Source organism: Micromonospora sp. ALFpr18c (genome assembly GCF_008868155.1).
Classification (GTDB): Bacteria; Actinomycetota; Actinomycetes; order Mycobacteriales; family Micromonosporaceae; genus Micromonospora.
Window position 1 is genome coordinate 22,352 of record NZ_WBKR01000007.1, and the last position, 26,251, is coordinate 48,602.

A 26,251-nucleotide genomic window follows, 5' to 3' on the forward strand; every position below is an offset into this window, starting at 1 on the left:
TCAATAGGACTTGTCCTGGCCGAGGACGTGCTGGGCGACGAAGTTGAGGATCATCTCCCGGCTGACCGGGGCGATCCGGCCGGCGCGCACCGCGCCGAGCAGGGTGGCCACCCCGTACTCGGTGGTCATGCCCGCCCCGCCGAGGGCCTGCACGGCGGTGTCCACGGCGAGCGCGGCGGCCTCCCCGGCGGCGTACTTGGCCATGTTGCCGGCCACCCCGGCCTCCAGGTCCCGGCCGGCGTCGTACAGGGTGGCCGCCTTCTGAATCATGAGGCGGGCCAGCTCGACCTGCACCGCCGCGTGGGCGAGGGGATGCGAGACGCCCTGATGTGAGCCGATGCTGCGGCCACCCCAGACCTTGCGGGTGGCGGTGTACTCGCTGGCCCGCTCGATGGCGTACCGGCCGGTGCCGGCACCCATCGCGGCGACCGTGATCCGCTCCGGGTTCAACCCGGCGAAGAGCGCCGGCAGTCCGGCGTCCAGCGACTCGCCGACCAGCGCGTCGGCGGGCACCCGCACGTCGTCGAGGTAGAGCAGGAACTGGTTCTCCGGGGACATGATCTCCATGTCCAGCTTGGAGCGGGTCAGTCCGGCCGCGTCGGTCGGCACCAGGAACAGCGCGGGCTTCAGCCTCTGCGGAGACGCGTCCCCTGAGCCGGCTGGGCCGTCATCGACGGCGACACGGGCCACCACCAGCACGTGACCGGCCTCGTCGACCCCCGAGATGTAGCACTTGCGGCCATTGAGCAGCCAGCCGTCACCGTCGCGGCGGGCCACCGTGCCGAGGCGGTGGAAGTTCGAGCCGGCCTCCGGTTCGGTGATCGCGAAAGCGATCTTCTGCGACCCGTCGGCGAGGCCGGGAAGATGCCGTTTGCGCTGCTCCTCGGTGCCGTGCCGGTTGAGTACGGTGGCCGCGATGGCGGGGGACACCACCAGCAGCAGCAGCGGGCAGCCGGCCGCGGCCAACTCCTCGCACACGATGGCCAGCTCGGTGATGCCGCCGCCCCCGCCGCCGTACTCGGGGGGGATGTTGACCCCCAGGTAGCCGAACCGTCCCGCCTCGGCCCACAGCTCGGTGGTGTGTTCGCCGGCCTTCGCCTTCTCGACGAAGTAGCCGTGGCCGTAGCGCCGGCCCAACGCCCGCACGGCGTCGCGAAGCTGGTCCTGCTCGGGGGTGAGGTCGAAGGTCATCGGGGGTCCTCCTCGGGGTTGACCACGGCCAGCACGGCTCCGGTGTCCACCTGGCCGCCGACCGGCACCGGCAGTTCCGCGACGACGCCGTCGGTCGGGGCGAGCACGGGATGTTCCAGCTTCATCGCTTCCAGGGTGAGCAGTGGATCGCCGGCCGAGACGCGCTGGCCGACCTCGACGTGCACCCGGGTCACCGCGCCGGGCAGCGGCGCGAGCAGCGACCCGGCCGCCAGCTCCACCGTGGGTAGCGGGAGACGGGGCAGCTCGGTGAGGCTCGCCGCCCCCGCCGGGCCGTCCACGAAGACCTCCGACCCCATCCGGTGTACGCGCAACTGCCAACGGCTGTCCAGCACGGTCAGCACCACCCGGTCCGGGGTGGCCTCCTCCAGCCGGGCCGGGATCTCACCGGCCGGATCCGTCGACCACTCGGCGAGGCTGCCGTCGCGGTCCAACCGGTAGCGGACCTCGATCTCCTGCCCGGCCCGGTCGACGTACCGGGCCACCTGGGGGAACGCCGGCACGTTGCGCCAACCGGAGGGGAGCCCGGCGAGCACGGGGGCGGTCGCCCGCCGCGCGGCGGCCGAGGCGAGCGCGGCGGCCAGCGCCGCCACCGGCAGCAGGTCGGCGGGCAGCAGCGGGGCGAACACCTCCGCATGTCGGTCGAGGAAGCCGGTGTCGACCTCCAGCGCGCCGAACTCGGGGCTGCGCAGCACCCGCACCAGCAGATCCCGGTTGGTGGCCACACCGTGCAGTTCGGCCCGCGCGAGCGCGCCGGCCAACGCCCGGGCCGCCTCGGCGCGGGTGGGCGCCCACGCGATCAGCTTGGCCAGCATCGAGTCGTAGTGCACGCTCACCGTCGAGCCGTCCAGCACGCCGGAATCCAGGCGCAGACCCTTGGTCGGCGTGAACTCGCCGGTCAACCCGGGGATGGCGAACCGGTGCAGGGTGCCGGTGACCGGACGGAAGTTCTGGGCCGGATCCTCGGCGCAGAGCCGTACCTCGATCGCGTGGCCGTCGGCCGGCGGAGTCGTCGTGAGCGGTAGCGGCTCGCCCTCGGCGACCAGCAGTTGCAGCCGGACCAGGTCCAGCCCGGTGACCGCCTCGGTGACCGGGTGCTCGACCTGGAGACGGGTGTTCATCTCCAGGAAGTGGAACTGGCCGTCGGGGGCGAGCAGGAACTCCACAGTGCCGGCGCCCACGTACTCGACGGCCCGACCGGCGGCCACCGCCGCCGCGTGCAGCCGGTCCCGCAACTCCGGAGCCAGGACCGCCGGAGCCTCCTCGACGATCTTCTGGTGCCGGCGCTGGATCGAGCAGTCGCGCGCCCCGAGGGCCACCACCGTGCCGTGGGTGTCACCGAAGATCTGCACCTCGACGTGCCGGCCGCGCTCGACGTACCGCTCGATGAAGACCGTGCCGTCGCCGAACGCCGCGGCCGCCTCGCGGCGCGCGGAGGCGACGGCCTCGGCGAGACCGTCCTGGTCGCGGACCACCCGCATGCCCCGGCCGCCGCCACCGGCGGTGGCCTTGACCAGCACGGGGTAGTCGGCCACCTGGTCGGCGTCGGTCCACGTGGGCAGCATCGGCACGCCCGCGTCGGCGAGCAGCGCCTTGGCGGCCATCTTGTCGCCCATCGCGGCGATCACCTTCGCCGGAGGGCCGACCCAGGTCAGCCCGGCGTCGTCGGTGACCCGCGCCGCGAACTCGGCGTTCTCGGCGAGGAATCCGTAGCCGGGGTGCACGGCGTCCGCGCCGGACCGGCGGGCCGCGCGCAGGAGCTGCACCATGTCCAGGTACGTCTCGGCGGGTGTGTTCCCGGGCAGGTGTACGGCCAGGTCGGCCTCGGCGACGAACGGCGCGTTCGCGTCCGCGTCGGAGTACACCGCGATGGTGGTGATGCCGAGGGCCCGGCAGGTGGCGAAGATCCGACGGGCGATCTCGCCTCGGTTGGCGACGAGAAGTCTGGTGATCACCGCGCCTGCCTTTCGTTCGCGACCTCGGTACTCCGCTTCGCTGCGTTCCTCGCGCTCACGGGGAGCCCGCTCACATCCGGAAGACGCCGAAACCGTCGGCGCCCCTCACCGGTCCGTTGTGGATCGCCGAGAGGCAGAGCCCGAGGACGGTACGGGTGTCCCGGGGGTCGATCACCCCGTCGTCGTAGAGCCGGCCGGAGAGGAAGAGCGCGCCGGACTGCGACTCGATCTGCTGCTCGACCATCATCCGCATCGCCGCGTCGGACTCCTCGTCGTAGTCCCGTCCACGGGCGGCGGCCGCCTGCCGGGCCACGATCGACAGCACACCGGCGAGCTGCGCCGGGCCCATCACCGCCGACTTCGCGTTCGGCCAGGTGAACAGGAACCTCGGCTCGTACGCCCGGCCGCACATCCCGTAGTTGCCGGCACCGTACGAGGCACCCAGGTTCACCGTCAGGTGCGGCACCGTCGAGTTCGACACCGCGTTGATCATCAGGGCGCCGTGCTTGGTGATGCCGCGCTGCTCGTACTCGGTGCCGACCATGTAGCCGGTGGTGTTCTGCAGGAAGATCAGCGGAGTGTCGGAGGCGTTGGCGAGCTGGATGAACTGGGCCGCCTTCTGCGCCTCCGCGCTGAACAGCACCCCGCGGGCGTTGGCCAGCACACCGATCGGCCAGCCGTGCAGCTCGCCCCAGCCGGTGACCAGCGCGTCCCCGTACGCCGGTTTGAACTCGTCGAAGTCGCTGCCGTCCAGGATCCGGGCCAGCACCGCACGCGGGTCGAACGGCACCTTCAGATCGGAGCTGACGATGCCGAGCAGCTCCTCCGGGTCGTACTTCGGCGGCTCCGGCACCGCCGTGCGTGGTGGCGGACCGTGCTTGCGCCAGTTGAGCCGGCGTACGCACTGCCGGGCCAGCCGGATGCCGTCGCGCTCGTCGGCGGCCAGGTAGTCGGCGAGCCCGGACGTGCCGGCGTGCATCGCCGCGCCGCCCAGCGACTCGTCGTCGGTGATCTCGCCGGTGGCCATCTTCACCAGCGGCGGCCCGGCCAGGTAGACCTGCGACCGGTCCCGAATCATGATCACGTGGTCGGACATCCCCGGCACGTACGCGCCGCCGGCCGTGGCGTTGCCGAAGACCACGCTGACCGTGGGGATGCCGGCCGCCGAGAGCCGGGTCAGGTCCCGGAACACCCGACCACCCGGGATGAAGATCTCCGCCTGGGTGGGCAGGTCCGCCCCCGCCGACTCGACCAGGTTGACCATGGGCAGCCGGTTGGCCAGGGCGATCTCACCGGCCCGTCGGGTCTTCGCCAGGGACCAGGGGTTGACCGCGCCGCCGCGTACCGTCGGGTCGTTGGCGACGATCAGGCACTCCACGCCCTCGACCACACCGATGCCGGTGACCACGCTGGCCCCCACCGGGAAGTCCGTGCCGTACGCGGCGACCGGCGACAGCTCCAGGAACGGACTGTCCGCGTCGACCAGCAGCTCGATCCGCTCCCGGGGGAGCAGCTTGCCGCGGGCGTGGTGCCGGGACACATACTTGTCGCCGCCGCCCGCCCGCGCCTGGTCCAACGCGGCGTCCAGCTCGGTCAGTCGCTCCAGCAGCGCCGCCCGGTTCGCCAGGTATCCGGGCGTGGCCGGGTCGATCGCGCTGTCCAGGATCGTCACGGTGCATCCTCGATTCGCGACTGCGGGGCTCGCAAGACCGGCTCACTCCTCGCGCTCACAGGCCCATGCCTTTTGCGATGATCTCGTTCATGATCTCGGTGGTGCCGCCGCCGATCCCGAGGATCCGGGCGTCCCGGTAGTGCCGCTCCACCTCGGCGTCGCGCAGGTAGCCGAAGCCGCCGTGCAGCTGCAGCGCCTGGTCGACGACGTGGTCGCAGGCGGCCACCGCCACGTTCTTGGCCATCGCCACCTCGGTCACCACCGGCTCGCCGGCAGCCACCCGAGCGGCGACCTCGTGCACGTACGACCGGGCCGCCTCGGCCCGCGTGTGCATCTCGGCCAACCGGTGCCGGATCAACTGCCGGCTCGCCAGTGGACGTCCGAAGGTCTCCCGGTCCCGGCACCAGCGCACGGCCAGCTCGACGCAGCGCTGCGCGGTCGCGTACGCCTGGGTCGCCAGCGAGAGCCGCTCCGCCGCGAAGTGCTGCATGATCGCCAGGAAGCCGGTGTTCTCCGCGCCGATCCGGTTGGTCACCGGCACCCGCACGTCGGCGAAGGACAGCTCGGCCGTGTCCGAGCAGTGCCAGCCCAGCTTCTCCAACCGGCGTCCCACGGTGAACCCGGGCGACCCCTTGCCGATGATCAGCAGGGTCAGTTCACCGCTGCCGGGGAAGTCGGTGCACACCGCCGTCGTCACGAAGTCCGCCCGGTGCCCGCTGGTGATGTAGGTCTTCGACCCGTTCACCACGTAGTGGTCGCCGTCGCGGCGGGCCGTGGTGCGGATGCCGGCCACGTCCGAACCGCCGTCCGGCTCGGTGATCGCCAGGGCACCGATCATCGTGCCGGCGAGGGTGGGCCGGACGTACCGCTCGATGAGGCCGTCATCGGCGGGCGGCGAGGTCGCGCCGAGCCGGCCGCCGAGCGAGCCACCGGTGCGGGCACCGGCCGCCGCCACCATGTGCGGCAACGCGATGCCGTGCGTGAACAGCGCTGCGACCAGCCCGGACGAGCCGCCGGAGCGGATCAGCTCCTCGGTCACGATGATCGAGTCGAGCAGATCCCCGCCGCTGCCGCCGACCGACTCGGGGAAACCGATGCCGAGCAGGCCGAGCTTCGCGGCGGTCGCGTGCAGGGCACGGGGTACCTCGCCGGCCCGCTCCCAGTCGTCCAGGTGCGGCAACACCTCCCGGGTCACGAACGAACGGGTCAGCTCGCGCAGCTGCCGCCGATCCGGGGTGTCCACGAGGGTCATCGGGCCGCTCCCGTCGGCAGGCCGGCCGGCAGGTCGACGATCCGGGCACGCAGCAGCTCACCGAGCGCCTTGGCCTGCGGGTCGAACCGGGTGGACGCGGCCACCCCCGCCCCGAGCAGGCCCTCGATCACGAAGTTGACCGCGCGCAGGTTCGGCAGCTCGTAGCGCCGCACCGACAGCGGCGCGGTCTCCGGCAGCAGTTCGGCCAGCCGCTCGACGGTCAACCAGGCGCGCAGCCACGCGTACCCGGCGTCGGAGCGCGCCCAGACACCCAGGTTGGCGTCGCCGCCCTTGTCGCCGGAGCGCGCGCCGACCAGCTCACCGAGTGCTCCGCGCCGGCTCGGACCGTCGACCGGCGCGTCGCCGCCCGAGGTCGTCCCGTCCGGCGACGCGGGTGCGGTACGGATCGGCGGGGCGATCGGCACCCGCGCGCCGCCGGGCAGCACCGCGACGTGGTCGACCCCGTCCTGCGGCACCTCGTCTGCGGTGAAGACGCCGTACGGTGTCGCGTCGCCCGGCAGGGTGGTCAGCGTGCAACCCGGGTACGAGGCGAGCGCCAGCTCCACGGCGGCGGCCGAGAAGGCCCGCCCGGCCCGCGTCCGGTCACTGTCACGCAGGTGTACGTGCAGCAGCGCGCTCGCGGCCTCGGTGTCGGCGGCGTCCGGGTGGTCGGTCCGGGCCAGCGTGAACTCCAGCCCGTCCTTGCCCACCGACTCCTCGATCTGCCCCCGGACCAGCGCCGCCTTCGCGTCGATGTCGAGTCCGCAGAGGACGAACGTCATCGAGTTGCGGAAGCCGCCGAGGTTGTTGACGCCCACCTTGAGCGTGGGCGGTGGTGGCGTGCCCCGGGCACCGGAGACCCGGACCCGGTCCGGCCCGTCGGGGCGCAGCCTCACCGTATCCAGCCGGGTGGTCACGTCCGGCCCGAGGTAGGCGGGCCCGCCGACCTCGTAGAGCAGTTGGGCGGTGACGGTCTCCACGGTGACCGCGCCACCGGTGCCCGGATGTTTGGTGAGCACGGTGGAACCGTCCGCGTACACCTCGGCGATCGGGAAGCCGGGGCGGTGCCCGCCGTCGGGCAGTTCGGTGAAGAAGCTGAAGTTGCCGCCGGTGACCTGCGCGCCGCATTCGATGAGGTGCCCCGCGACGGTCGCCCCGGCCAACTCGTCGAGGTCGTCGCGGCCCCACCCGTACCGGGCGATGGCCGGGCCGACGACCAGCGAGGCGTCGGTGACCCGGCCGGTGACCACCACGTCCGCCCCACCGTCGAGGCAGGCGGCGATCCCGAACGCGCCCAGGTAGGCGTTCGCGGTCAACGCGTCCGGCCGCGAGATGGCGTCACCCTCGACGTATCCGATCCGGGCCGGCAGGCCCAGCCGGGTGGCGAGAGTCTCGATGGCCGTGGCCAGGCCGGCGGGGTTCAACCCGCCGGCGTTGGTCACGATCCGGACCCCCCGGTCGAGGGCGGTGCCGAGGCAGGTCTCCAGTTGACGCAGGAACGTCTTCGCGTAGCCGAGGCCGGGGTCGCGCAGCCGGTCCCGGCCGAGGATCAGCATGGTCAACTCGGCGAGGTAGTCGCCGGTCAGGACGTCGAGTTCGCCACCGTCGAGCATCTCCTGCCAGGCGGTGAACCGGTCGCCGTAGAAGCCGGACGCGTTGCCGATGCGGATCACGCCGGTGCTCCGTTCCCGCTGACCGGCTCCCGGCCGCTACCCGGCGGCCCGGCGAAGGCCTGCGCCACGTCGAGCCACTCCTCGGCGACCGGGCCGCTGGCGAGCAGGGCGAGGTCCGCGCGGTGGCGGCGCTGGGTGACCAGGAGGCAGAAGTCGAGGGCGGGGCCGCTCAGCCGCTCGGCGGCGTCCGCCGGACCCCAGGCCCAGGTGTCGCCGCCGGGCCCGGCCAGCTCGACCCGGATCGGCGTCGTCGGTACCGGACGGCCGTGGGCGGCGAAACCGTGCCCGAGGGTACGCACGCCCAGGTGCGCCACGTGCCGGAGCCGGTCGCTGGCGGGGCGGACGACACCGAGGGCGTCGCCCACGTCCTCGCCGTGCGCCCAGGTCTCCATCATCCGGGCGGTCGCCATCGAGGTGGCCGACATGCGGGTGCCGTACCAGGGCAGTTTCGCGCCGGCCGGGACGGCGGCCAGGGCGTCGGCCAGTGCCGCCCGACCGGCGCGCCAGCGGGCGAGCAGCTCGGCCGGTGGCGCGAGGAACGCCTCGGCGCCGTGGTCGACGAGTCGGGTCACGTCCGGCGCCTCGGTCACCGTCGCGTAGAACGCCTCGGGATCGGTGGCGGCCAGCAGCGCCACGTGGTCGGTCCAGGCGAGGTGGGCGATCTGGTGCCCGATGCTCCAGCCCGGTGCGGGGGTCGGCCGTGTCCAGTCGCTCGCGGGTAATGGTGCCACCAGGGCGTCCAGGTGGGCGGACTCGTCGGCCAGGTCCGTGAGCAGGTCGGTGAGGTCGACCATGGTGCCTCCGGTGGGTGGGGGCCGGTGCGGCCGGCGGTCAGGGCGTGAGCAGGGTGGCGAGCTGCCGTTTCCAGGTGGTGAGCAGGGCGGCGCGGCGGGCCGAGTCGTCGCTGAGCAGGTTGGCCACCCCGAGCCCGCGCAGCAGGTCGAGGGTGGCCTGCACCGCCTCGCGGACGCCGGGTCGGCGCTCGTCGACGCCGAGCAGGGCAACGGTGAGGCGGTGCATCTCCCGGCCGACGGTCGCCTCCAGCGGCACGAGGGCGTCCCGAAGCTCCCGATCCGTGCGGGCGGCGACCCAGAGTTCGAGCGCGGCCACGAACAGCGGCCCGGTGAACGCCGCACCGAGCAGGTCGACCACCCGGTCCAGCCGTTGCGGGCCGGCCGGCAGGGCCTCGGCCTCGGTGCGCAGCTCGTCGGCCCGCCGTTCGGCCAGATGGGCCACGGCGGCCGTCACGAGCGCGGCCTTCGTCGGGTAGTGGTGCAGCTGAGCGCCGCGCGACACTCCGGCCCGGGCGGCGACGACCGTGGTGGTGGTGCCGGACCAGCCGTGCTCGATCAGGCAGTCGACGGTCGCCTCCAGCAGCCGGGCCTGGGTGGCGCGGCTGCGCTCCTGCTGAGGGACACGCGTCGATGCGGCGGACACGGGAACAGCCTGCGGCCTACGAAACAAACAGTCAAGACTGACTTTTTCCAGTGATGTCGTTGAGCGCATCAACTCCAAAGGCACCCTGACCCATGGCCCAGCTGCTGCTCAGTAAGTGTGGCGCCGCAGGGTGGGTCAGCGGCCGTCGCGTAGGCCGAAGACGGCCAGCGCGTCGGCGTCGCTGTGTTGGGAGCGCAGGTACTCGTCGGCCCAGACGGCGGCGTCGGGGAAGGTGGACTCCGCGGCTACCCGGGCGCAGGCCGCGTCCACGTCGAAGGCGGTGCGGCGCAGCTGCACGCCCGGCCCGAGCAGTGCCCACCACGCCCCCGCGCCCCCGTACGGCATGCCGATGCTGCCCGGGTTGACCACCAGGCGTCGATCGACCAGCCGGGTGAAGGGCATGTGCGTGTGGCCGCAGACCACGGTGGAAATCTCCGCCGGAAGCCCTCCGAACACCTCCGCCCAGCGCGCCATCCGGGAGTCGACGAGCACGACCTCCTCGTCGTCGCGGGGCGTCGCGTGGCAGAACAGCGTCGGCCCGAGGCCGTCGATCTCCACGGTCACCGTCGGCGGGAGCGCGGCCAGCCGGGCCACCTGATCCTCGCGCAGCTGCCCGGCGGCCCAGTTCGACACCTCGATCGACGCCGGTCGGCCAGAGCGTGCCTCGACCAGCTCACGTTCGCAGTTTCCGCCCACCCAGCAGACCCGGTCACCGAGGTCGGCGAGCACGTCGAGCACCTCGACCGGCTGCGGGCCGGCAGCGATGTCGCCGGTCAGCACGATCAGGTCGGCGGCGGCGACGTCCGGCTCGGCCAGCACGGCCTCCAGCGCGGGCAGTACGCCATGGATGTCGGAGAGCACGGCAACGCTGTTCGTCATCGCCCCACCCTTGCCGCCGGGGGCCGCCACGAACCAGCGATTCTGCGGCGGGCAGACGAAACCGTCCCCGCCTCCCGTCGGTGACGAGGGGCGGGGACGGGACGTACCGCTCAGACGCGGGCGCGGCGGGCCAGGCGCTCCGGGTCCAGGATGATGATGCTCTTGCCGTCCAGACGCAGCCAACCGCGCGAGGCGAAGTCGGCCAGCGCCTTGTTGACCGTCTCCCGAGAGGCGCCGACGAGCTGGGCGATCTCCTCCTGAGTGAGGTCGTGGGTCACCCGCAGCACGCCGCCGTCGCGGGTGCCGAACCGGCCGGCCATCTGGAGCAGGTTCTTCGCGACCCGGCCCGGCACGTCCGTGAAGATCAGGTCGGCGAGCGAGTCGTTGGTCCGACGCAGTCGCCGGGCCAGCACCCGCAGCAGCTGCTCGGCGATCTCCGGGCGGTTGTTCAGCCACGGCCGCAGCGCCTGCTTGCGCAGTCGTACGAGCCGGGTGTCGGTCACCGCGGTGGCGGTCGCCGTACGCGGACCCGGGTCGAAGAGCGACAGCTCACCGACCATGTCCGACGGGCCCATCACCGCGATCAGGTTCTGTCGGCCGTCCGCGGCGCGGCGACCAACCTTGATCTTCCCGGACAGCAGGATATAGAGACTGTCACCGGGCTCGCCCTCATTGAAGACGACCTCGCCCTTGCGGACCTCGATCGTCTCCATCTCCTTGGCGAGCGCCTCGGCAGCTTCCGGGTCAACACCCTGGAAGATCCCGCTGCGGGCCAGTACCTCATCCATCGCGCACCTCCGGTTGCGCGTGCCGTCCGTCGGCCGGGGCCGCCGTCCGCTGATCCCCTCGCGCGCCGCCAAGTCTAGGCGCACGTGAGCACGAATCAGAGGTCGGCCCTGGAATCTTGATCGGTAGGCGTAACCTGCCCGACGTGCTGAGCGAGCCAACTCTGACCAGTCGCGCCGAGGACGGGCGGGACATCCCACTGCTCGTCTGGCATGCCGACACGCCCCTGCGGGCGGTCAGCAGCGGCCCGCTCGGCGGTGGAATCGGTGTCCGGCGCTGGATCGTGAACGCGACCGTGCCGATGTCGTACGACCGGGACGACCCGGCCGCCCACCTGGCCGCGCTCGCCGCGGACCTGGCCCTCGACGGGCCCGGGGTGGGTCTGCTGACCGGCGTGGACGTGACCGAGGTGGTGGACCGCATCGACACCGGCGTGCGGGCCTGGGCGACGGTCGGCCTCGGCATCCCGATGCCCGCCGCGGCGCCGGCTCCGTCGGCGCTCGCGCAGCGGGTCGGCACGGTCAACATCGTGGTGTACGTGCCGGCCCGGCTGGCCGACTCGGCACTGGTCAACGCGGTGGCCACCGCGACCGAGGCGAAGACCCAGGCGATCATGGAGCTGGGGTTGCCGGGCACCGGCACCCCGACCGACTCGGTCACCGTGCTCTGCCCGGTGGACGGGCCGGAGGCCACCTACGGGGGGCCGCGCTCGACCTGGGGTGCCCCGCTGGCCCGCGCGGTGCACGCGGCGGTGCTCGCCGGCGGTGACCGGCCGGTGGTTCCGTGGTCGGAGCGGCTGACCAGCTGAACATTCGACCGATCGGCCCTCGTCGGCGCGTTACGGCCCGGTAGGGTCGCGGGCGATGTACACCCCCGCCCCCCTCGCGTCCCGCCCGCTTCGACGGGCAGGGCAAGATCACTGCGCCGACCGGCGGTTGACCCGCGGGGGAACGTCCGGGGCGCGACGTAGGCTGACCGTCGTGACCAGTAGCCCACCCGGTGCCAGCGAGACCGACCTCGGGCGCAAACGTCGTGCCCGCAAGATCGGCCGGGTGCTGGCCGAGACGCACCCCGACGCACACTGTGAACTGGACCACTCCAACGCACTGGAGCTGGCCGTCGCCACCATCCTCTCCGCCCAGTGCACGGACAAGAAGGTCAACGAGGTCACCCCCAAGCTCTTCGCCCGCTACCCGACCGCGGCCGCGTACGCCGGGGCCGACCGGGGCGAGATGGAGGAGCTGATCCGGCCCACCGGCTTCTACCGCAACAAGACCGACTCGCTGCTCAAGCTCGGGCAGGCCCTCCTCGACCGGTACGACGGCAGGGTCCCGGGGCGGCTCGTCGACCTGGTGACGCTCCCCGGGATCGGCCGCAAGACCGCCAACGTGATCCTGGGCAACGCCTTCGACGTCCCGGGCATCACCGTCGACACGCACTTCCAGCGGCTGGTCCACCGGTGGCGGCTGACCACCGAGACCGACCCGGTCAAGATCGAGCACGCGATCGGCGCGCTGTACGACAAGCGCGACTGGACCATGCTGTCGCACCGGATCATCTTCCACGGGCGGCGGGTCTGCCACGCCCGCAAGCCCGCCTGCGGCGCGTGCACGCTCGCGAAGCTCTGCCCCTCGTACGGCACCGGCCCCACCGACCCGACGGCCGCCGCCAAGCTGCTCAAGGGCCCCCGGGCACGTGACCTCGCGGTGGCCGCCGGGGTCGACCCGGAGCTGGTGCCGGCCCAGGCGGTCGCCGCGGAGGTGCCGTGAACCGGCAGCCCGCACATGCCGCGAAGCGCCGCCTCGCCCTGCTCGTCCTGCCGCTGGCGCTGATCGTCGGTGGCTGCACCGCGGGCACGGCCGACGACCCCGCACCGAGGCAGGCGGTCACCGAACGCCCGTCGCCGTTCCGGGACTGCGCCGCACTGGGCACGCCACCCACGGCCGGGTCCCCCGCCCCGTCCGTCAGCGCCACGGCGGCACCCGGCAGCGGGCAGGTGCTGCCGGAGCTGACCTTCGCCTGCTTCACCGGCGGTGCACCCGTCGCTCTGCGGGACGTGGCCGGGCCAGCCGTGATCAACGTGTGGGCGTCCTGGTGCGGGCCGTGCCGCAAGGAACTGCCCGCCTTCCAACGGCTCAGCGAGCGGACCGCCGGCCACCTCCAGGTGGTCGGGGTGAACACCCGCGACAGCCGGGGCGGCGCCCAGTCGATCGGTGAGGACTTCGGCGTACGGTTCCCGATCCTGGTCGACCAGGGCGACGCGCTGCAACGGGAGTTGAAGCGCAACGCCTTCCCGCTGACCCTCTTCGTCGACGCGCAGGGCCGGATCCGGCACATCGACGCCACCGGGGCCCTCGACGACGCCCAGCTCGCCAAGCTCGTCCGCCAGCACCTGGGCCTGGTGGTGTCGGCGTGACCCGCCAACCACCCGACTGGATCGAGCCGCTGCTGACCCGGCTGGGCACCGCCCGCGTCGAGGACTTCACCCGGCTCACCACACCGGCCGAGGGCGGCCGGGAGAGCGCCGTGCTGGTGCTGCTCGGTGAACAACCCGGCATCGGCCCGGACGTGCTCGTCCTGCAACGCGCCGCCACCCTGCGCAACCACGCCGGGCAGCCGGCCTTCCCCGGTGGCGCCGCCGACCCGGAGGACGCCGACGTCCGCGCGACCGCGCTGCGCGAGGCGAACGAGGAGGTCGGCCTCGACCCGTCCAGCGTGACCGTGCTCGCCGAGCTGCCGAAACTGTGGATCCCGGTCAGCGACTTCGTGGTCACTCCCGTACTGGCCTGGTGGCACGACCCACACCCGGTGCATCCCCGGGAGCCCGCCGAGGTGGCGCACGTGGCGCGACTGCCGGTCCGCGAACTGGTCGACCCGGCGAACCGGCTGCGGGTCCGCCACCCGAGCGGGTGGATCGGGCCGGCGTTCTCGGCGCGCGGGATGCTCGTCTGGGGTTTCACCGCCGGGGTGCTGGCGACCCTGCTGGAAATGGGCGGCTGGGCGCGTCCGTGGCCGCACGGCCGGGTGGTGGAGCTGCCCCCGACCGGGGCGACCCCGGCACCCTCGGCCGGCACCGACGAGATCGACGAGACGGCCCTGCGCTGATCGCGCGGTCACCTTCCGCAAGCGATGGTCATCTCGCGGGCGTCCTGCCCGTACGCTTGAGCCGTGTCCGCCGTGGATCTCGTCCTGTTGCTGCTCATGCTCGTGTTCGCGATCAGCGGATACCGCCAGGGCTTCGTCATCGGAATCCTGTCGTTCTCCGGCTTCTTCCTGGGCGCTCTGCTGGGCCTTCAACTGGGGCCGCTGCTGGCGCGACAATTCGTGGACAGCGGCATCCGGGTGCTGATCTCGCTGGTGGCGGTCTTCGGGCTGGCCGCGCTCGGTCAGGCGTTGGCCGGCTGGCTCGGCTCACACCTGCGTAAGACGATCACCAGTGAGGTGGGTAAGCGGGTCGACGACGTCGGCGGGGCGTTCGTCTCGCTGTTCGCGGTGCTACTGGTCGCGTGGCTCGTCGCGGTGCCGCTCGGGTCGTCCTCGTTGCCCTGGCTGGCCGCCTCGGTGCGCAACAGCGCGCTCATCACGGTGGTGGACCGGGTGCTCCCGGACCAGGCACAGCAGCTCTCCACCGCGCTGCGGGACACCGTCGACACCAACGGCTTCCCGGACGTCTTCGGTGACCTCGCGCCCACCCGGGCCCGGCAGGTCGAGCCACCGGATCCGGCGTTGGCCGGCTCGCAGGTCGTGGTCAACGGCCAGCGGTCGGTGGTCAAGGTGCTGGGCTCCGCGCCGAGCTGTTCGCGTCGCATCGAGGGCTCCGGTTTCGTGTACGCCGACGACCGGGTGATGACCAACGCGCACGTGGTGGCCGGCACCCGTTCGGTGTCCGTGGAGCTGGGCGGCAAGCGGTACGACGGCCAGGTGGTGGTGTACGACCCGGACCGCGACCTGGCCGTGCTGCACGTGCCGGGGATGCCCGGCCCGTCGCTGCGCTTCGCGGCCGGCAACGCGGGCAGCGGCGCCGACGCGATCGTGCTCGGCTTCCCCCTCGACGGCCCGTACAACGCGCAGTCGGCGCGGGTACGCGACGTCGACCGGATCACCGGGCCGGACATCTACTCCTCCGGTGACGTCACCCGGGAGATCTACACGATCCGGGCGCTGGTCCGCAGCGGCAACTCCGGCGGCCCGCTGGTCTCGTCCAACGGGCTGGTGCTCGGCGTCATCTTCGCGGCGGCTGCCGACGACCCCAACACCGGCTTCGCGGTGACCGCCGCGGAGGCCCGCCCGGTGGCGCTGGCCGGCGCCGAGCGCACCCGGGGCGTCGGCACCGGCGAGTGCACCTGAGCGTCGCGCCGGGTCAGCTCCGGGCCGAGACGGCGGGCCGCCCGGTTGGCAGCTGCGCCCGTCCCCACCGCAGTCCCCGGTCCAGCACCGCGCGCGCCATGATCGCGACGCAGGTGCCGCCGTTGAGGAAGGACGCCAGCACGTCGCTCGGGTGGTGCATCCCCCGGTACATGCGGGTCAGCGCCACACCCAGCGGCACCACCAGCAGCAGGGTCCACCAGGCGACCTTCGCCCCGGTGCTCCGCGCCCGCAGTGCCATCAGCACGGCGATACCGACGTAGAGCGCCACCGCCGCCGAGGTGTGCCCGGACGGGAAACTCGACGTGGGTGGCGAGACGTCCATATGCTCCACGGCGGGCCGCTGCCGGTCGATCGCCAGCGTGGTCAGCAGGAACACCAGCGCCTGGGCGGTCACCGCCGCGCACAGGAACAGCGGTTCCCGCCAGCGCTTCAGCCAGAGTCGCAGCGCCAGCGCCACCAGCACGGTGACCACGACGATCATCTGGGTGCTGGCCAGGGTGCTGAACACCAGCGAGACGTCGTTCCAGCCGGCGGTGCGGTCGCCGGCGAGCTCCCGGTTCACCGCGTCCTCCACGGTGAACGGCCAGGTCCGGGCGAACACCCGGGTGACGAGCACCCCCAGCAGCACCATGAGGCCGAGCAGGAGGGACACCGGCAGCAGCACCCGCCGGACGATCTGGACCACGGTGTCGGACATGAGCCGGCCAATACCCGCCCGGCGTCGTCGGCACGCCTCAGGTCTCGTCCGGATGCCGATCGACCTCGGGAGCGATGCCCTCCCGGGCCGGCCGGACCGGTCGGAGGCCGGTGTGCGCCCGCCAGCTGGTGAACGCGGCGGCGGTCGCCGCGACCACCGCCGCGCCGAGCAGCCAGCCGCCGACCACGTCGCTGGTGAAGTGCACACCCAGTGCCACCCTGCTCAACCCGGTCACCACGGTGAGCAGCACGGCGACGACCCACAGCACGACCCGCCACACCCCCCGCCCGGCGTACGGCAGGAGCACCAACAACAGCACCCCCGCCGCCAGGGTCGCGTTCAGCGCGTGCCCGGAGGGGAACGAGTAGCCGGCGGCCCGGGCCACCGGGTCGAGCAGCTCCGGCCGGTCCCGGCCGACGAGCAGCTTGAGCAACGGGCCCATCAGGCCACCGACCACCAGGGTCGTGACGGTCCAGACGGCCAGCCGGCGGGCTCCCCGGCGGAGCAGCCAGATCACCAGGAGCAGGGCGGCGGCCCGTAACGGCAGGGGTGCGAACACCTCGGTCCAGACCCGCATCAGCACGACCCAGGCGGGGTGGTCGAGCGCGTAGCCGTGCAGCGCGTCGGTCACCGACATGTCCAGCCGGTGCAGCGGCGCCCACGCCCCGAGCACCAGCAACGCGAGTAGCGAGAACGGCACCAGCACCAGGAACGCCGCCGTCACCGCCAGGGTCAGCCGCAACCCCAGCGCGTGATCCGGGTCGAGGCGGCGGCGCTGCCAGGACGGGCGGGCGGGGGCGACGGTGTGCGGGCCGGACGTGCTCATGGCGACCGTTCTACCCCACTTGCGGCCCGCTCAGCCCTGCCGGTGCGAGCCCGGGATCAGCGGACCCGTTGCCGGAACCGGCGCACCATCAGCGCCGTACCCGTCACCAGGGCGACGAAGAGCACCGCGCCGACCCACAACTGTTCGGGTGCCGAATCGGCCGGTGCGCCCGCCGGGCGGGCCGTCCAGCGGGTCTGGTGGCGGGGGGCGGTGAGCCCGAGCGGGTCGGTGCCCGCGCCGGCCACCGGGTTGTCGTCGGCGGAGCCGGGAGCCGGACCGAAGCCGACCACACCCGGCGACGTCTGGTCGTCCAACGGGTTGGCGGTCACCGGCGGCACCTGCGCGGTCAGCGCGGCGACCGGGTCCACCACCCCGTACCCGAAGCGGTCGTCACGGCCGGTCGGGCCGATGTCCCGGGCGGTGACCAGCAGCCGGTTGACCACCTCACCCGCGGACATCTGCGGGTAACGCGACCGGACCAGCGCGGCGGTGGCGGCCACCAGCGGTGCGGCGAAGCTGGTGCCCTGCACCCGCCAGTACCCGCTGGGAGGACGCGCGCCAACGAGACCGTTGGCGGGGGCGGCGAGCGCCGTCGCCCGGCCGGTGATCGACCCGGACCACAGGTTGTCGCTGTTGCGTTCCAGGCCGGACACCGCGATCACGCCCGGCTCCCGGGCCGGATACCAGACCTTCAGGTCGGTGGAGGTGGCCAGGTTGCCGGTGCAGGCGACCACCACCACGTCCCGGGCGAACGCGTAGTCCAGGGCCGCGGCCAGCGCCGGGCTGTCACCGCTACCGCCCAGCGACAGGTTGATCACGCGGGCACCGTGGTCGACCGCCCAGCGTACGCCCTGCGCGACGATCAGGGCGTCGTCGTACCGGTTCCGCTCGTCGAGCACCCGCACCGGAAGGATCCGGGCATCCGGTGCCAGGCCGACGACGCCCCGCTTGTCGTCCCTGCGTCCGGCGATCAGGCCGGCGACGGTGGTGCCGTGCCCCACCGGGTCCGGTCCGGCGCCACCGGCGACGCCCACCAGGTCCTTGCCGGGCAACACCTGCCCGACGAGGTCCGGATGGTTCGCGTCCACTCCGGAGTCGATCACCGCCACCGTCACGCCTCGGCCGGTCGAACTGCGCCACGCCGTCTCGGCCCGCAACTCGTCGAGCTGCCACTGCTCGTCGCGGACCTGGTCGGTGCGGCTCACGCTGTCGCCGGGGGCCACCGCCAACGGCGCGCCGGCCAGCTGACCACCGGTGGTGGGCACGGCGACGGGGACGGCGGCTGCGGTCGGGGCCGCCACGGCGAGCACCGCCGCCAAGCCGAGAAGCGCCTGCCGGGCCGCTGCCGGACCGCTGTGCCGAACCCCAGTCACATCCCCAGCCATTCATCCCGACGGAACCATGACGATCGGAGATTACCGGTTTCCCCACCCGTCACGGGAAGAACCGGGGGGAACAGGTCACGGTGGCGGCAGTTGAGCGAGCTGCACGAGGCGTACACCCTCTCGACGGGTGACCAACCGACCACGGCCCGGCGGCAGCGGGCCGGGCCGGACCGGCCCGACCAGCGCGCCCTCGTCCGGGCTGCCGGCCATCACCAGACCGGCGGTGGACAGCTCCCGCAGCCGCTGGATCATCGGCTCGTACTGGGCCCGGCCCGCACCACCCGAACGGCGGGCCAGCACCAGGTGCAACCCCACGTCCCGGGCGTGCGGCAGATGCTCCTCCAGCCCCCGCAACGGGTTCGCCGGCCCGGCCGCCACCAGGTCGTAGTCGTCGACCAGAACGAACAGCTCCGGTCCGGACCACCAGGACCGGTCGCGCAACTGCTGCGGGGTGACCTCCGGGCCGGGGGCACGCCGCTCCAGGTAGCCGGCGGCCGACTCGACCAGGTCGGCGGTGTGCGCCGCCGCGGTGCCGTACCCGATCAGGTGGGGCGTCTCGATGGCGCCGAGCAGGCTGCGCCGGTAGTCGACCAGGATCACCCGGGCCTGTTCCGGAGTGAACCGGGTGACGATCGAGGTGGCCAGCGCGCGGAGGAACGACGACTTGCCGCACTCCGCGTCGCCGAAGACCACGAAGTGCGGCTCGGTGGCGAAGTCGAGCACCACCGGGCGCAGGTCCGCCTCGGCGATGCCGATCGGCAGCCGCAGCCCGGTCGTCGCGGTGAGATCCAGATCGGCGTACGACAGCACCGGCGGGAGCAGCCGCACCCGGGGTGCCGCCTTGCCATTCCACCCCTCGGCTACCCCCTTGACCAGGTCGGCGGTGTCCCCGCCGGCGGCGAGGCGGGGCAGTGCGGTGAGGAAGTGCAGGCTCTCCGCGGTCACCCCCCGGCCGGGGCGCTCCGGCACGTTCGCGGCTGCCCGCCGGGCCACCAGCGAGTCGGCCGGGTCGCCGAGACGCAACTCCAGCCGGGAGCCGAACAGATCCCGGATCGCCGGACGGAAGTCCAGCCAGCGCAGCGCGGTGGCGACGACGTGCACCCCGTACGACAGGCCCCGGGTGGCGAGGTCGGTGACCAGCGGCTCCAAGTCGTCGTACTCGCCACGGACGGTGCTCCAGCCGTCGATAACCAGGAACACGTCGCCGAACGGGTCGGCGCCCGGCTGGCCAGCCGTCCCCGCCGCCGCACGGCGCTGCCGGTACGCGGCCATCGACTCCACGCCCAACTCCGCGAAGCGGCGTTCCCGGTCGGCCAGCAGGGTCGTCATCTCGCCGACGGTGCGTCGTACCGCGGTCGGGTCGGCCCGCCCGGTCACCCCGCCCACGTGCGGCAGGTCGCGGACGGCGGCCAACCCGCCACCACCGAAGTCGAGACAGTAGACCTGCACCTCGGTCGGGGTGTGGGTGAGCGCAAGCGCGCAGATCAGCGTGCGCAGCACGGTGGACTTGCCGCTCTGTGGCGCGCCGACCACCGCGATGTGCCCGGCGGCGCCGTCCAACGCCAGCCACAGCAGGTCGCGGCGCTGCTCCAACGGCCGGTCCACGACGGCCACCGGCACCCCGAGCGCGCCGTGCAGCTCCGGGTTGCCCACGACGAGCCCGCGCGTCGGGTCCACCTCGACCGGCCCGAGTAGCTCGTCCAGGGCCGGTGGCTCGCCGAGCGGCGGAAGCCACACCTGGTGGGCGGGTGGGCCCTGCCCGACGAGCCGGTCGACCAGCAGGTCGAGCAGTGTCTCCTGCCCGCTCTCGTCCTCGGCCACCATGGGCAGGGCGGGTGTGGCCGGCTCGGGCACCGGCACGACGTGGGTGGTGAAGGTGAGCAGCCGGGCGCCGCCGCCACCGGTGGCGCCCGCCGGCACGGCCCGGCGGCGCACCGCGCCGGACACGTACGCGGCCTTGAATCGGGCCAGCGGGTCGGTGCCGGCGCGCAGGTAGCCGTGGCCCGGCGAGCGGGGCAGCTCGTGCGCGTCCGGCACCCCGAGCACCGTGCGGGACTCCAACGCGGAGAAGGTGCGCAACCCGATCCGGTACGACAGGTGAGTGTCGAGCCCACGGAGCCGACCCTCCTCCAGGCGCTGACTGGCGAGCAGCAGATGCACACCGAGCGACCGGCCCAGCCGACCGATCTGCACGAACAGGTCGATGAAGTCGGGTTTCGCCGAGAGCAGTTCGGAGAACTCGTCGCAGATCAGCAGCAGCGACGGCAGCGGGGCCAGCGGGCTGCCGGCGGCACGCGCCCGCTCGTAGTCCCGCACGCTGGAGAAGTTGCCGGCGCGTCGCAGCAGCTCCTGCCGACGTACCAGCTCCCCGTTGATCGCGTCGACCATCCGGTCGACCAGGGGCAGCGCGTCGGCCAGGTTGGTGATCACCGCGGCGGTGTGCGGCAGACGGTCGAACGACGCGAACGTGGCGCCGCCCTTGAAGTCGACGAGCACGAAGTTGAGCTGCTCGGAGCTGTGCGTGGCGGCCAGCCCCAGCACCAGCGTACGGAGCAGTTCGGATTTGCCCGAGCCGGTGGCCCCGATGAGCAGGCCGTGCGGGCCCATCCCGTCCTGGGCGGACTCCTTGAGGTCCAACTCGATGGCGCCGCCGTCCACGCCCACCCCGATCGGCACCCGCAGCCGGTCCCGTGCCGACCGGGGCGCCCAGCCCTGCTCGGCGGTGAAGCTCTCCGGGTCGCCGAGGCCGAGCAGTTCGGGCAGGCCCAGCTCGGCCTGGAGCGGGGCGTCCGGGCCGCGTGCCGCGCCGGCCAGCCGCAGCGGCGCCAACCGCCGGGCGACCGCCTCGGCGTCGGCCGGGTCGAGCTGGTCGGCCGTACCCACCTCGGCGTGCCCGTCGATCGACAACGAGTGCAGCCGCCGGCCGCGCAGTTCCAGCAGCAGCGCGTACCGGTCGAGCAGGCGCGGCGGCGGGGTGTCCAGGTCCAGGACGGTGACCGCGTCGATGCCGCCGTCGCCGGTCAGGTCGGTGGCGCCGGTCAGGTCGCCGCCGTCGAGGACCACCACCACGTGCGGGCCGTCGGTGGCCGGGCCGGCCGGACTGAACCGGGACCGGCTGGCCAGCACGTCGCCCAGCAGCCGCTCCAGCTCGACGGCGGAGCTGGTGACCAGCCGGACCGGGCCGAGCGCGTCGGTGCGGCCGGGATGGTGGGCGTGCGGCAGCCACTTCACCCACTCCCAGCCGGCCCGCCGTTCCGGTCCGGCGCAGATCGCGACGAGCAGCTCGTCGGGCGCGTGGAAGACGGCCAGTTGGGTCAGCATCGCCCGGACCAGCGCCTGTGCCGCCGCGTCGCCGGTCGGCGGGCCGGCGCTCGGCGGGCCGCCGCCGGTCCGGCCGGCGGTCCGCACGTACACCCGGGCGAAGCTGCGCAGCGACAGCGCCACCGGCAGGTCCGGCACGACGGAGTACGCGTCCAGGAAGCGACGCAGCGCGCCGGCGGTCATCGGCTCCAGCTCCTCCAAGGGCCGGGTGACCGGCGGGACGAGCGGGGTGGCCAGGGTCTGCGGCCCGACGCCGACGCGGACCACCGCGAAGTCCGGGTCGGCGGGACGGCGTTCCCAGACCCGGTGGCTGTCCACCGTCGACCACAGGCGGCCGGGGTCGGGGTGCCGGTAGTAGAGCCCGGCCCGCTGCCGCCCGGCGGTCTGCCGGACCCGGCGGCGCAACGTTGCCAGGTGCCGCAGGTACTCCCGTCGGGCGGCCATCATCTCGGACTTCTTCGGAGTGCCCGAGGCGCTGCCCCACGAGGTCACCAGCATCGCCAGCGAGGACAGCCCGAACATGCCGCCCACCACGTACGAGTAGGCGCCGCCGCCCCGGCCGAACATCATCGCCATCGCCACCGTGCCGCCCAGCATGGGCAGCAGCATGAGCATCTGCTGCCACCGCCCCCCGGTCACCGCCGGGATCTCCGGTGGCGCCTCGACCGGCAGCTCACCGGCGGGGATCTCGGGCGCCGGCCGGCGGGGCGGGCGCTTGATGACGACGGTGGACACTCGGCCTCCTGACAGCGCTGGGTAACCCGAGCCTGGCTCATGGTAGGTAAAGTCCTGTCGTCCGCGCAGCCTCCGATCCCCCTCGATATGGAGATCAGCCGATGACAACCGGGCTGGCCCGCGTCACCATCAGCGCGCCGCAACGGCGGGTGGACGTCGCCCTTCCGGAGCAGGTGCCGCTGGCCGAGCTGCTGCCCGACGTGCTCCGGCACGCCGGTGAGGGCCTCGCCGACGACGGCGAACAGCACGGCGGTTGGGTGCTGCGCCGCACCGACGGCGCGCTGCTGACGACCGCCCAGGCGCTGCTACCGCAGGGGGTCCGCGACGGCGAGGTGCTGCACCTGGTGCCGGCCCGCGCGCACTGGCCCGAGCTGGAGTACGACGACGTGGTCGAGGCGATCGCCGAGGGCGCCCGTCGCCGGGGCGGCGCCTGGTCGGCCGGAGCCACCCGTGCGGCCGCCCTGGCCGGTGCCGCCGTACCCCTCGGTGTGGGGTTGCTCGCCCTGCTCGCCGGTGGCCCCGGGCACCGGGCCGGCTGGCTGGCGGCGGCCGTGGTGGCGCTGCTGCTCACCGTCGCCGGCGCGGTCGCCTCCCGTGCCCATGGCGACGGTGCCGCCGGCGCGACCCTCGGCGGCTATGCCCTGCCGTACGCGTTCGTGGCCGGCGCCCTCGCGGTCGGCTCCGGCGACCCGGTCGGGCCGTTCGGGCCGGTGCGGTGGGTGGGCGCGCCCGAGTTGCTGACCGGGTCGGTGGCGTTGCTGCTGTCGGCGCTGCTCGGGCTGCTCGGGGTGGCCAGCCGGCTGCGGGTCTTCGTGGCCGGCGTCACGGCCGGTCTGGTGGGCGCTGCGGCGGCGCTCGGCGGGCTGCTGCTGCCCCCGGCCGGCACGGCGGCGGTGCTGCTCAGCGCGCTGGTCTTCGCCGTCGGGGTGGTTCCGCTGCTGGCCATCCGGCTGGGCAAGCTGCCGCTGCCGCCGATCACCCTGCCGGCCGCGGGCCCCGCCGGGGAGCCGGAGCGGGTCCGGGATCTGCCGGACCGGGGCCGCGTGCACGCGGCGGTGATCCGCACCGAGGAGATGCTCACCGGCATGCTGCTCGGGCACGCCCTGCTCGTGGTGGCGGCGGCGGGTGTGCTCGGGGTGGCCGGCGGAACGTCCGGGCGGGTGCTGGTGGCGGTCGCCTCGGCCGTGCTGCTGCTGCGGTCGCGGCTGTTCGTGGCGCTGCGCCACCGCGTACCGACGGTGCTCGCCGGTCTCGCCGGCTACGCGGTGCTGGGTGCGGTGCTGGCCGGTCGGGCCGACGACGCCGGGCGGCTGGCGCTGGTCCTCGGCGGCGCGGCGCTGGCCCTGGTGGCCGCCGCGGCCGGCACCGGGTACGCCCACCGGCCGGTCTCGCCGTACCTCGGTCGGATCGCGGATCTCACCGACACGGCCCTGGTGGTCGCGGTGGTGCCGGTCGCCTGCGCGGTGCTCGACCTGTACGACCGGGCCCGGGGGCTGCTCGGTTGAGCGGCACCCGGGCCCGGTCGGTCAGCGTTCGTCAGTGGGTGGACTCGCCACGCGCCTCGGCGTCCCTGGCCCGCTGGTAGGAGGCCCGGATCTCGGCCTCGGCCTCGGTGCGGCCGACCCAGGTGGCGCCCTCGACCGACTTGCCGGGCTCCAGGTCCTTGTACACCTCGAAGAAGTGCTGGATCTCCAGGCGGTCGAACTCGCCCAGGTGGTGAATGTCGCGCAGGTGCTCCTGGCGGGGGTCCTCGTAGGGCACGCAGAGGACCTTGTCGTCGCCGCCCTTCTCGTCGGTCATCCGGAACATGCCGATGGTCCGGCAGCGGATCAGGCAACCCGGGAAGGTCGGCTCGGGGACCAGCACCAGCGCGTCCAGCGGGTCGCCGTCCTCGCCCAGCGTCTCCTCAATGAACCCGTAGTCGGCCGGGTACTGGGTAGACGTGAACAGGGTGCGGTCCAGCCGGATCCGGCCGGTCTTGTGGTCCACCTCGTACTTGTTCCGGTGACCCTTGGGGATCTCAACCGTCACGTCGAAATCCATCTGCACGCTCCCTCGTCTGCCCACGCTGGCTAACGGAACCACTGGCGGCCCTCCGGACAGGTGAATGCCCACCCGCCGACTCCGGCCGCCGCATAGTCTTCGGACCGAAGTAGTGTCACCCAAGCCAATTTTCGCTGGGGGAGGAGGGGGCCGTGGGGAGGGAAGATTCACACTACCGCCCGGACGGGGGCGTCGCGCGCGGTACCGGACGATCCGGCGCCGGCGGTGCCACCGGGCGGGTTCCGGTGCCCGACGCGCACCTCCCGCGGGCTCCCGAGCCGCAGTCGGCACCGGAGCCGGTGACCGAGCGTCCCGCTCCGCTGCCCTGGCATCCACCTGCGGGTTCGGCCCCGGTCGTACCGAACTCGGGCCGTTTCCCGGTCGCCGGTGGTGATCGACCCACCGGCGCGCCGCGCGGCAGCGCCACCGTCCCGACCGGCCCGGCCCGGCCCGGCTACGCGCCCGCCGCGCCGAACGCCGTCCCACCGCTGGGCCCACCGATCTCCGCGCTGCCCGCGCCCGCCGGCGCCGCGCCCGAACCCGCCGCGCCGACCCGTCGGCGCCGGCTGCCGATGGTGCTGGCCCTCGTGGTCCTGCTGGTGCTCGCCGGCGTCGGGGTCGTCGTGACCAGGCCCGGGCCGGTCGCCGGATGGCTGGGCGACGACGCCGGGTCCGCGCCCACCGCTGCGGCCGCGACCCCCGAACCGGACCCGTCGGACGTGCTGGCCGGTCCGGACCCGAACGCTCCGGTGCCCAGCCCCGACGGGGTACGCGCCGCGCTGGACCCGCTGGTGGGTGCCGCCGCGCTGGGCGACCGGGTGAACGTCTCGGTGGCCGACGTGACCTCCGGCCAGACGCTGTTCGCCAAGGGAGCGGACGACGGCACGGTGCCCGCCTCGGTGACCAAGCTGGCGACCGCGGTGACCGTGCTGGCCGCCCGTGGCCCCGGGTACCGGATCCCCACCCGGGCGGTGGCCGGTGCGAAGCCCGGCGAGGTGGTGATCGTCGGCGGCGGCGACCCGACGCTCGCGGTCGACAAGAAGGGCTACTACCCCGGTGCCGCGCGCCTCGACGACCTGGCCGCCCAGGTGCGTACGGCGCTCGGCGGCACCGCCCCGACCAGCGTCATCGTCGACGGTTCGGTCTACTCGGGCCCGGTCTACGGCCCGGGCTGGGACGACGACATCCCCACCGGCGGGTACGGCGGCGCGGTGACCGCGTTGATGACCAACGGCGCGCGCAAGGACCCGGGTGCCGCCAGCGGTGGCGCCGTGCGGGTCGCCGAGCCGGATCTGACCGCCGGCCGGTCGTTCGCCAAGCTGCTGGGCGTACCGGCCTCCGCCGTGAAGCGCGGCACCGCTCCGGCGCCGACCGCGGCCGGTGGCGCCCCGGCACCCGGCACCGAGCTGGGCGTGGTGCAGTCCCCGCCGCTGATCCGGTTGGTCGACATCATGATCAGTCAGAGTGACAACCTGGTCGCCGAGGCGCTCGCCCGGCAGGTGGCGCTGGCCCGCAACCGGCCGGCCTCGTTCGACGGAGCCGCCGCGGCGATGGACGCCGAGTTGGCCGAGCTGGGGCTGCCCGCCGAGGAGATCACGCTCTCCGACGGCAGCGGCCTGTCCCGCAACAACCGGATCAGCCCGTCGCTGCTGACCGACCTCATCCGACTGGCCGCCAGCACGGACCATCCGGAACTCGCCGGTGTGTTCGGGGGCCTGCCGGTCGCCGGCTGGTCCGGCACCCTGGACGACCGTTACCGCGGTGCGCCCGGCACGGCGGCCGGGGCGGGTGCCGTGCGGGCCAAGACCGGCACGCTGACCGGGGTGCACGCCATCGCCGGCCTGGTCACCACGGCTGACGGCCGGTTGCTCACGTTCGCGGTGCTCACCGACAAGGTGCCCGGCGGCACGGACACCGCCCAACCGGCACTGGACCGGATCGCCGCCGCCTTGGCCGGCTGCGGCTGCGGCTGACCGCCCCGGATGCGGTCCCCGGCCACCCGCTGGGCGGCGA

21 protein-coding genes are annotated in these 26,251 nt (G+C 73.7%); 7 read left to right on the forward strand and 14 right to left on the reverse strand.

All coding sequences use genetic code 11. The annotated features are described in order from the left end of the window. The 9 genes from F8271_RS02950 to F8271_RS02990 all read right to left on the reverse strand — a co-directional run bounded on the left by F8271_RS02950 (window position 1) and on the right by F8271_RS02990 (window position 10,865). Window positions 1-1,191, reverse strand: coding sequence for an acyl-CoA dehydrogenase family protein (locus F8271_RS02950; protein ID WP_151488039.1), 1,191 nt, complete (start codon window positions 1,189-1,191; stop codon window positions 1-3). Further along, window positions 1,188-3,164, reverse strand: coding sequence for a biotin carboxylase N-terminal domain-containing protein (locus tag F8271_RS02955; RefSeq protein WP_151488040.1), 1,977 nt, complete (start codon window positions 3,162-3,164; stop codon window positions 1,188-1,190). The genes F8271_RS02950 and F8271_RS02955 overlap by 4 nt, the downstream gene beginning before the upstream one ends. A 70-nt stretch (window positions 3,165-3,234) precedes the next feature. Further along, window positions 3,235-4,836 (reverse strand): acyl-CoA carboxylase subunit beta, encoded by a 1,602-nt coding sequence (locus tag F8271_RS02960; protein WP_151488041.1) that lies wholly within the window; start codon window positions 4,834-4,836, stop codon window positions 3,235-3,237. Between the two features lie 55 nt (window positions 4,837-4,891). Beyond that, on the reverse strand, window positions 4,892-6,088 hold the full coding sequence (locus F8271_RS02965) for an acyl-CoA dehydrogenase family protein (RefSeq protein ID WP_151488042.1): 1,197 nt from the start codon (window positions 6,086-6,088) through the stop codon (window positions 4,892-4,894). Beyond that, complete coding sequence (locus F8271_RS02970) at window positions 6,085-7,761, reverse strand: acyclic terpene utilization AtuA family protein (RefSeq protein ID WP_151488043.1); 1,677 nt, start codon at window positions 7,759-7,761, stop codon at window positions 6,085-6,087. The genes F8271_RS02965 and F8271_RS02970 overlap by 4 nt, the downstream gene beginning before the upstream one ends. Then, window positions 7,758-8,555 (reverse strand): TIGR03084 family metal-binding protein, encoded by a 798-nt coding sequence (locus F8271_RS02975; RefSeq protein ID WP_151488044.1) that lies wholly within the window; start codon window positions 8,553-8,555, stop codon window positions 7,758-7,760. The genes F8271_RS02970 and F8271_RS02975 overlap by 4 nt, the downstream gene beginning before the upstream one ends. Window positions 8,556-8,592: 37 nt before the next feature. Continuing rightward, window positions 8,593-9,198 carry a TetR/AcrR family transcriptional regulator gene (locus F8271_RS02980; RefSeq protein ID WP_151488045.1) on the reverse strand — a complete coding sequence of 202 codons (606 nt, stop codon included), beginning with the start codon at window positions 9,196-9,198 and terminating at the stop codon, window positions 8,593-8,595. Between the two features lie 135 nt (window positions 9,199-9,333). Next, a complete protein-coding gene (locus tag F8271_RS02985; RefSeq protein WP_151488046.1) occupies window positions 9,334-10,077 on the reverse strand; it encodes a metallophosphoesterase in 744 nt (247 codons plus the stop codon). 110 nt (window positions 10,078-10,187) lie between these two features. Continuing rightward, window positions 10,188-10,865, reverse strand: coding sequence for a Crp/Fnr family transcriptional regulator (locus F8271_RS02990; RefSeq protein WP_007073398.1), 678 nt, complete (start codon window positions 10,863-10,865; stop codon window positions 10,188-10,190). Window positions 10,866-11,008: 143 nt separating this feature from the next. Here F8271_RS02990 and F8271_RS02995 point away from each other — a divergent pair, with 143 nt between their 5' ends. The 5 genes from F8271_RS02995 to F8271_RS03015 all read left to right on the forward strand — a co-directional run bounded on the left by F8271_RS02995 (window position 11,009) and on the right by F8271_RS03015 (window position 15,210). After that, on the forward strand, window positions 11,009-11,671 hold the full coding sequence (locus tag F8271_RS02995; RefSeq protein WP_151488047.1) for an adenosylcobinamide amidohydrolase: 663 nt from the start codon (window positions 11,009-11,011) through the stop codon (window positions 11,669-11,671). Between the two features lie 172 nt (window positions 11,672-11,843). Then, the gene (nth, locus tag F8271_RS03000) at window positions 11,844-12,632 is read left to right on the forward strand and encodes an endonuclease III (protein WP_347403782.1); all 789 of its coding nucleotides are present in this window, start codon (window positions 11,844-11,846) and stop codon (window positions 12,630-12,632) included. Then, on the forward strand, window positions 12,629-13,279 hold the full coding sequence (locus tag F8271_RS03005; protein ID WP_151488049.1) for a TlpA disulfide reductase family protein: 651 nt from the start codon (window positions 12,629-12,631) through the stop codon (window positions 13,277-13,279). The genes nth and F8271_RS03005 overlap by 4 nt, the downstream gene beginning before the upstream one ends. Then, window positions 13,276-13,968 carry a CoA pyrophosphatase gene (locus F8271_RS03010; RefSeq protein WP_151488050.1) on the forward strand — a complete coding sequence of 231 codons (693 nt, stop codon included), beginning with the start codon at window positions 13,276-13,278 and terminating at the stop codon, window positions 13,966-13,968. The genes F8271_RS03005 and F8271_RS03010 overlap by 4 nt, the downstream gene beginning before the upstream one ends. Before the next feature lie 63 nt (window positions 13,969-14,031). Beyond that, entirely contained in the window at window positions 14,032-15,210 is a 1,179-nt protein-coding gene (locus F8271_RS03015) for a MarP family serine protease (RefSeq protein WP_151488051.1), read from the forward strand. 13 nt (window positions 15,211-15,223) lie between these two features. Here F8271_RS03015 and F8271_RS03020 read toward each other — a convergent pair whose 3' ends face one another. From F8271_RS03020 to eccCa, 4 genes are all read right to left on the reverse strand, one after another. Beyond that, entirely contained in the window at window positions 15,224-15,928 is a 705-nt protein-coding gene (locus F8271_RS03020) for a phosphatase PAP2 family protein (RefSeq protein ID WP_151488052.1), read from the reverse strand. Between the two features lie 37 nt (window positions 15,929-15,965). Further along, window positions 15,966-16,754 carry a phosphatase PAP2 family protein gene (locus F8271_RS03025; protein ID WP_151488053.1) on the reverse strand — a complete coding sequence of 263 codons (789 nt, stop codon included), beginning with the start codon at window positions 16,752-16,754 and terminating at the stop codon, window positions 15,966-15,968. A gap of 56 nt (window positions 16,755-16,810) precedes the next feature. Beyond that, the gene (gene mycP, locus F8271_RS03030; RefSeq protein WP_151488054.1) at window positions 16,811-18,139 is read right to left on the reverse strand and encodes a type VII secretion-associated serine protease mycosin; all 1,329 of its coding nucleotides are present in this window, start codon (window positions 18,137-18,139) and stop codon (window positions 16,811-16,813) included. Between the two features lie 75 nt (window positions 18,140-18,214). Continuing rightward, window positions 18,215-22,195, reverse strand: coding sequence for a type VII secretion protein EccCa (eccCa, locus tag F8271_RS03035; protein WP_151488055.1), 3,981 nt, complete (start codon window positions 22,193-22,195; stop codon window positions 18,215-18,217). A 101-nt stretch (window positions 22,196-22,296) separates the two neighbouring features. On the opposite strand from eccCa, the gene eccD reads away from it, so the two are divergent. Further along, complete coding sequence (gene eccD / locus F8271_RS03040) at window positions 22,297-23,700, forward strand: type VII secretion integral membrane protein EccD (protein WP_151488056.1); 1,404 nt, start codon at window positions 22,297-22,299, stop codon at window positions 23,698-23,700. Between the two features lie 31 nt (window positions 23,701-23,731). Here eccD and F8271_RS03045 read toward each other — a convergent pair whose 3' ends face one another. Then, window positions 23,732-24,238, reverse strand: a complete 507-nt coding sequence (locus F8271_RS03045; RefSeq protein WP_039907066.1) for an inorganic diphosphatase — start codon at window positions 24,236-24,238, stop codon at window positions 23,732-23,734. Window positions 24,239-24,810: 572 nt separating this feature from the next. Here F8271_RS03045 and dacB point away from each other — a divergent pair. Further along, the gene (gene dacB / locus F8271_RS03050; RefSeq protein WP_192580117.1) at window positions 24,811-26,211 is read left to right on the forward strand and encodes a D-alanyl-D-alanine carboxypeptidase/D-alanyl-D-alanine-endopeptidase; all 1,401 of its coding nucleotides are present in this window, start codon (window positions 24,811-24,813) and stop codon (window positions 26,209-26,211) included. Window positions 26,212-26,251 lie beyond the last annotated feature (40 nt).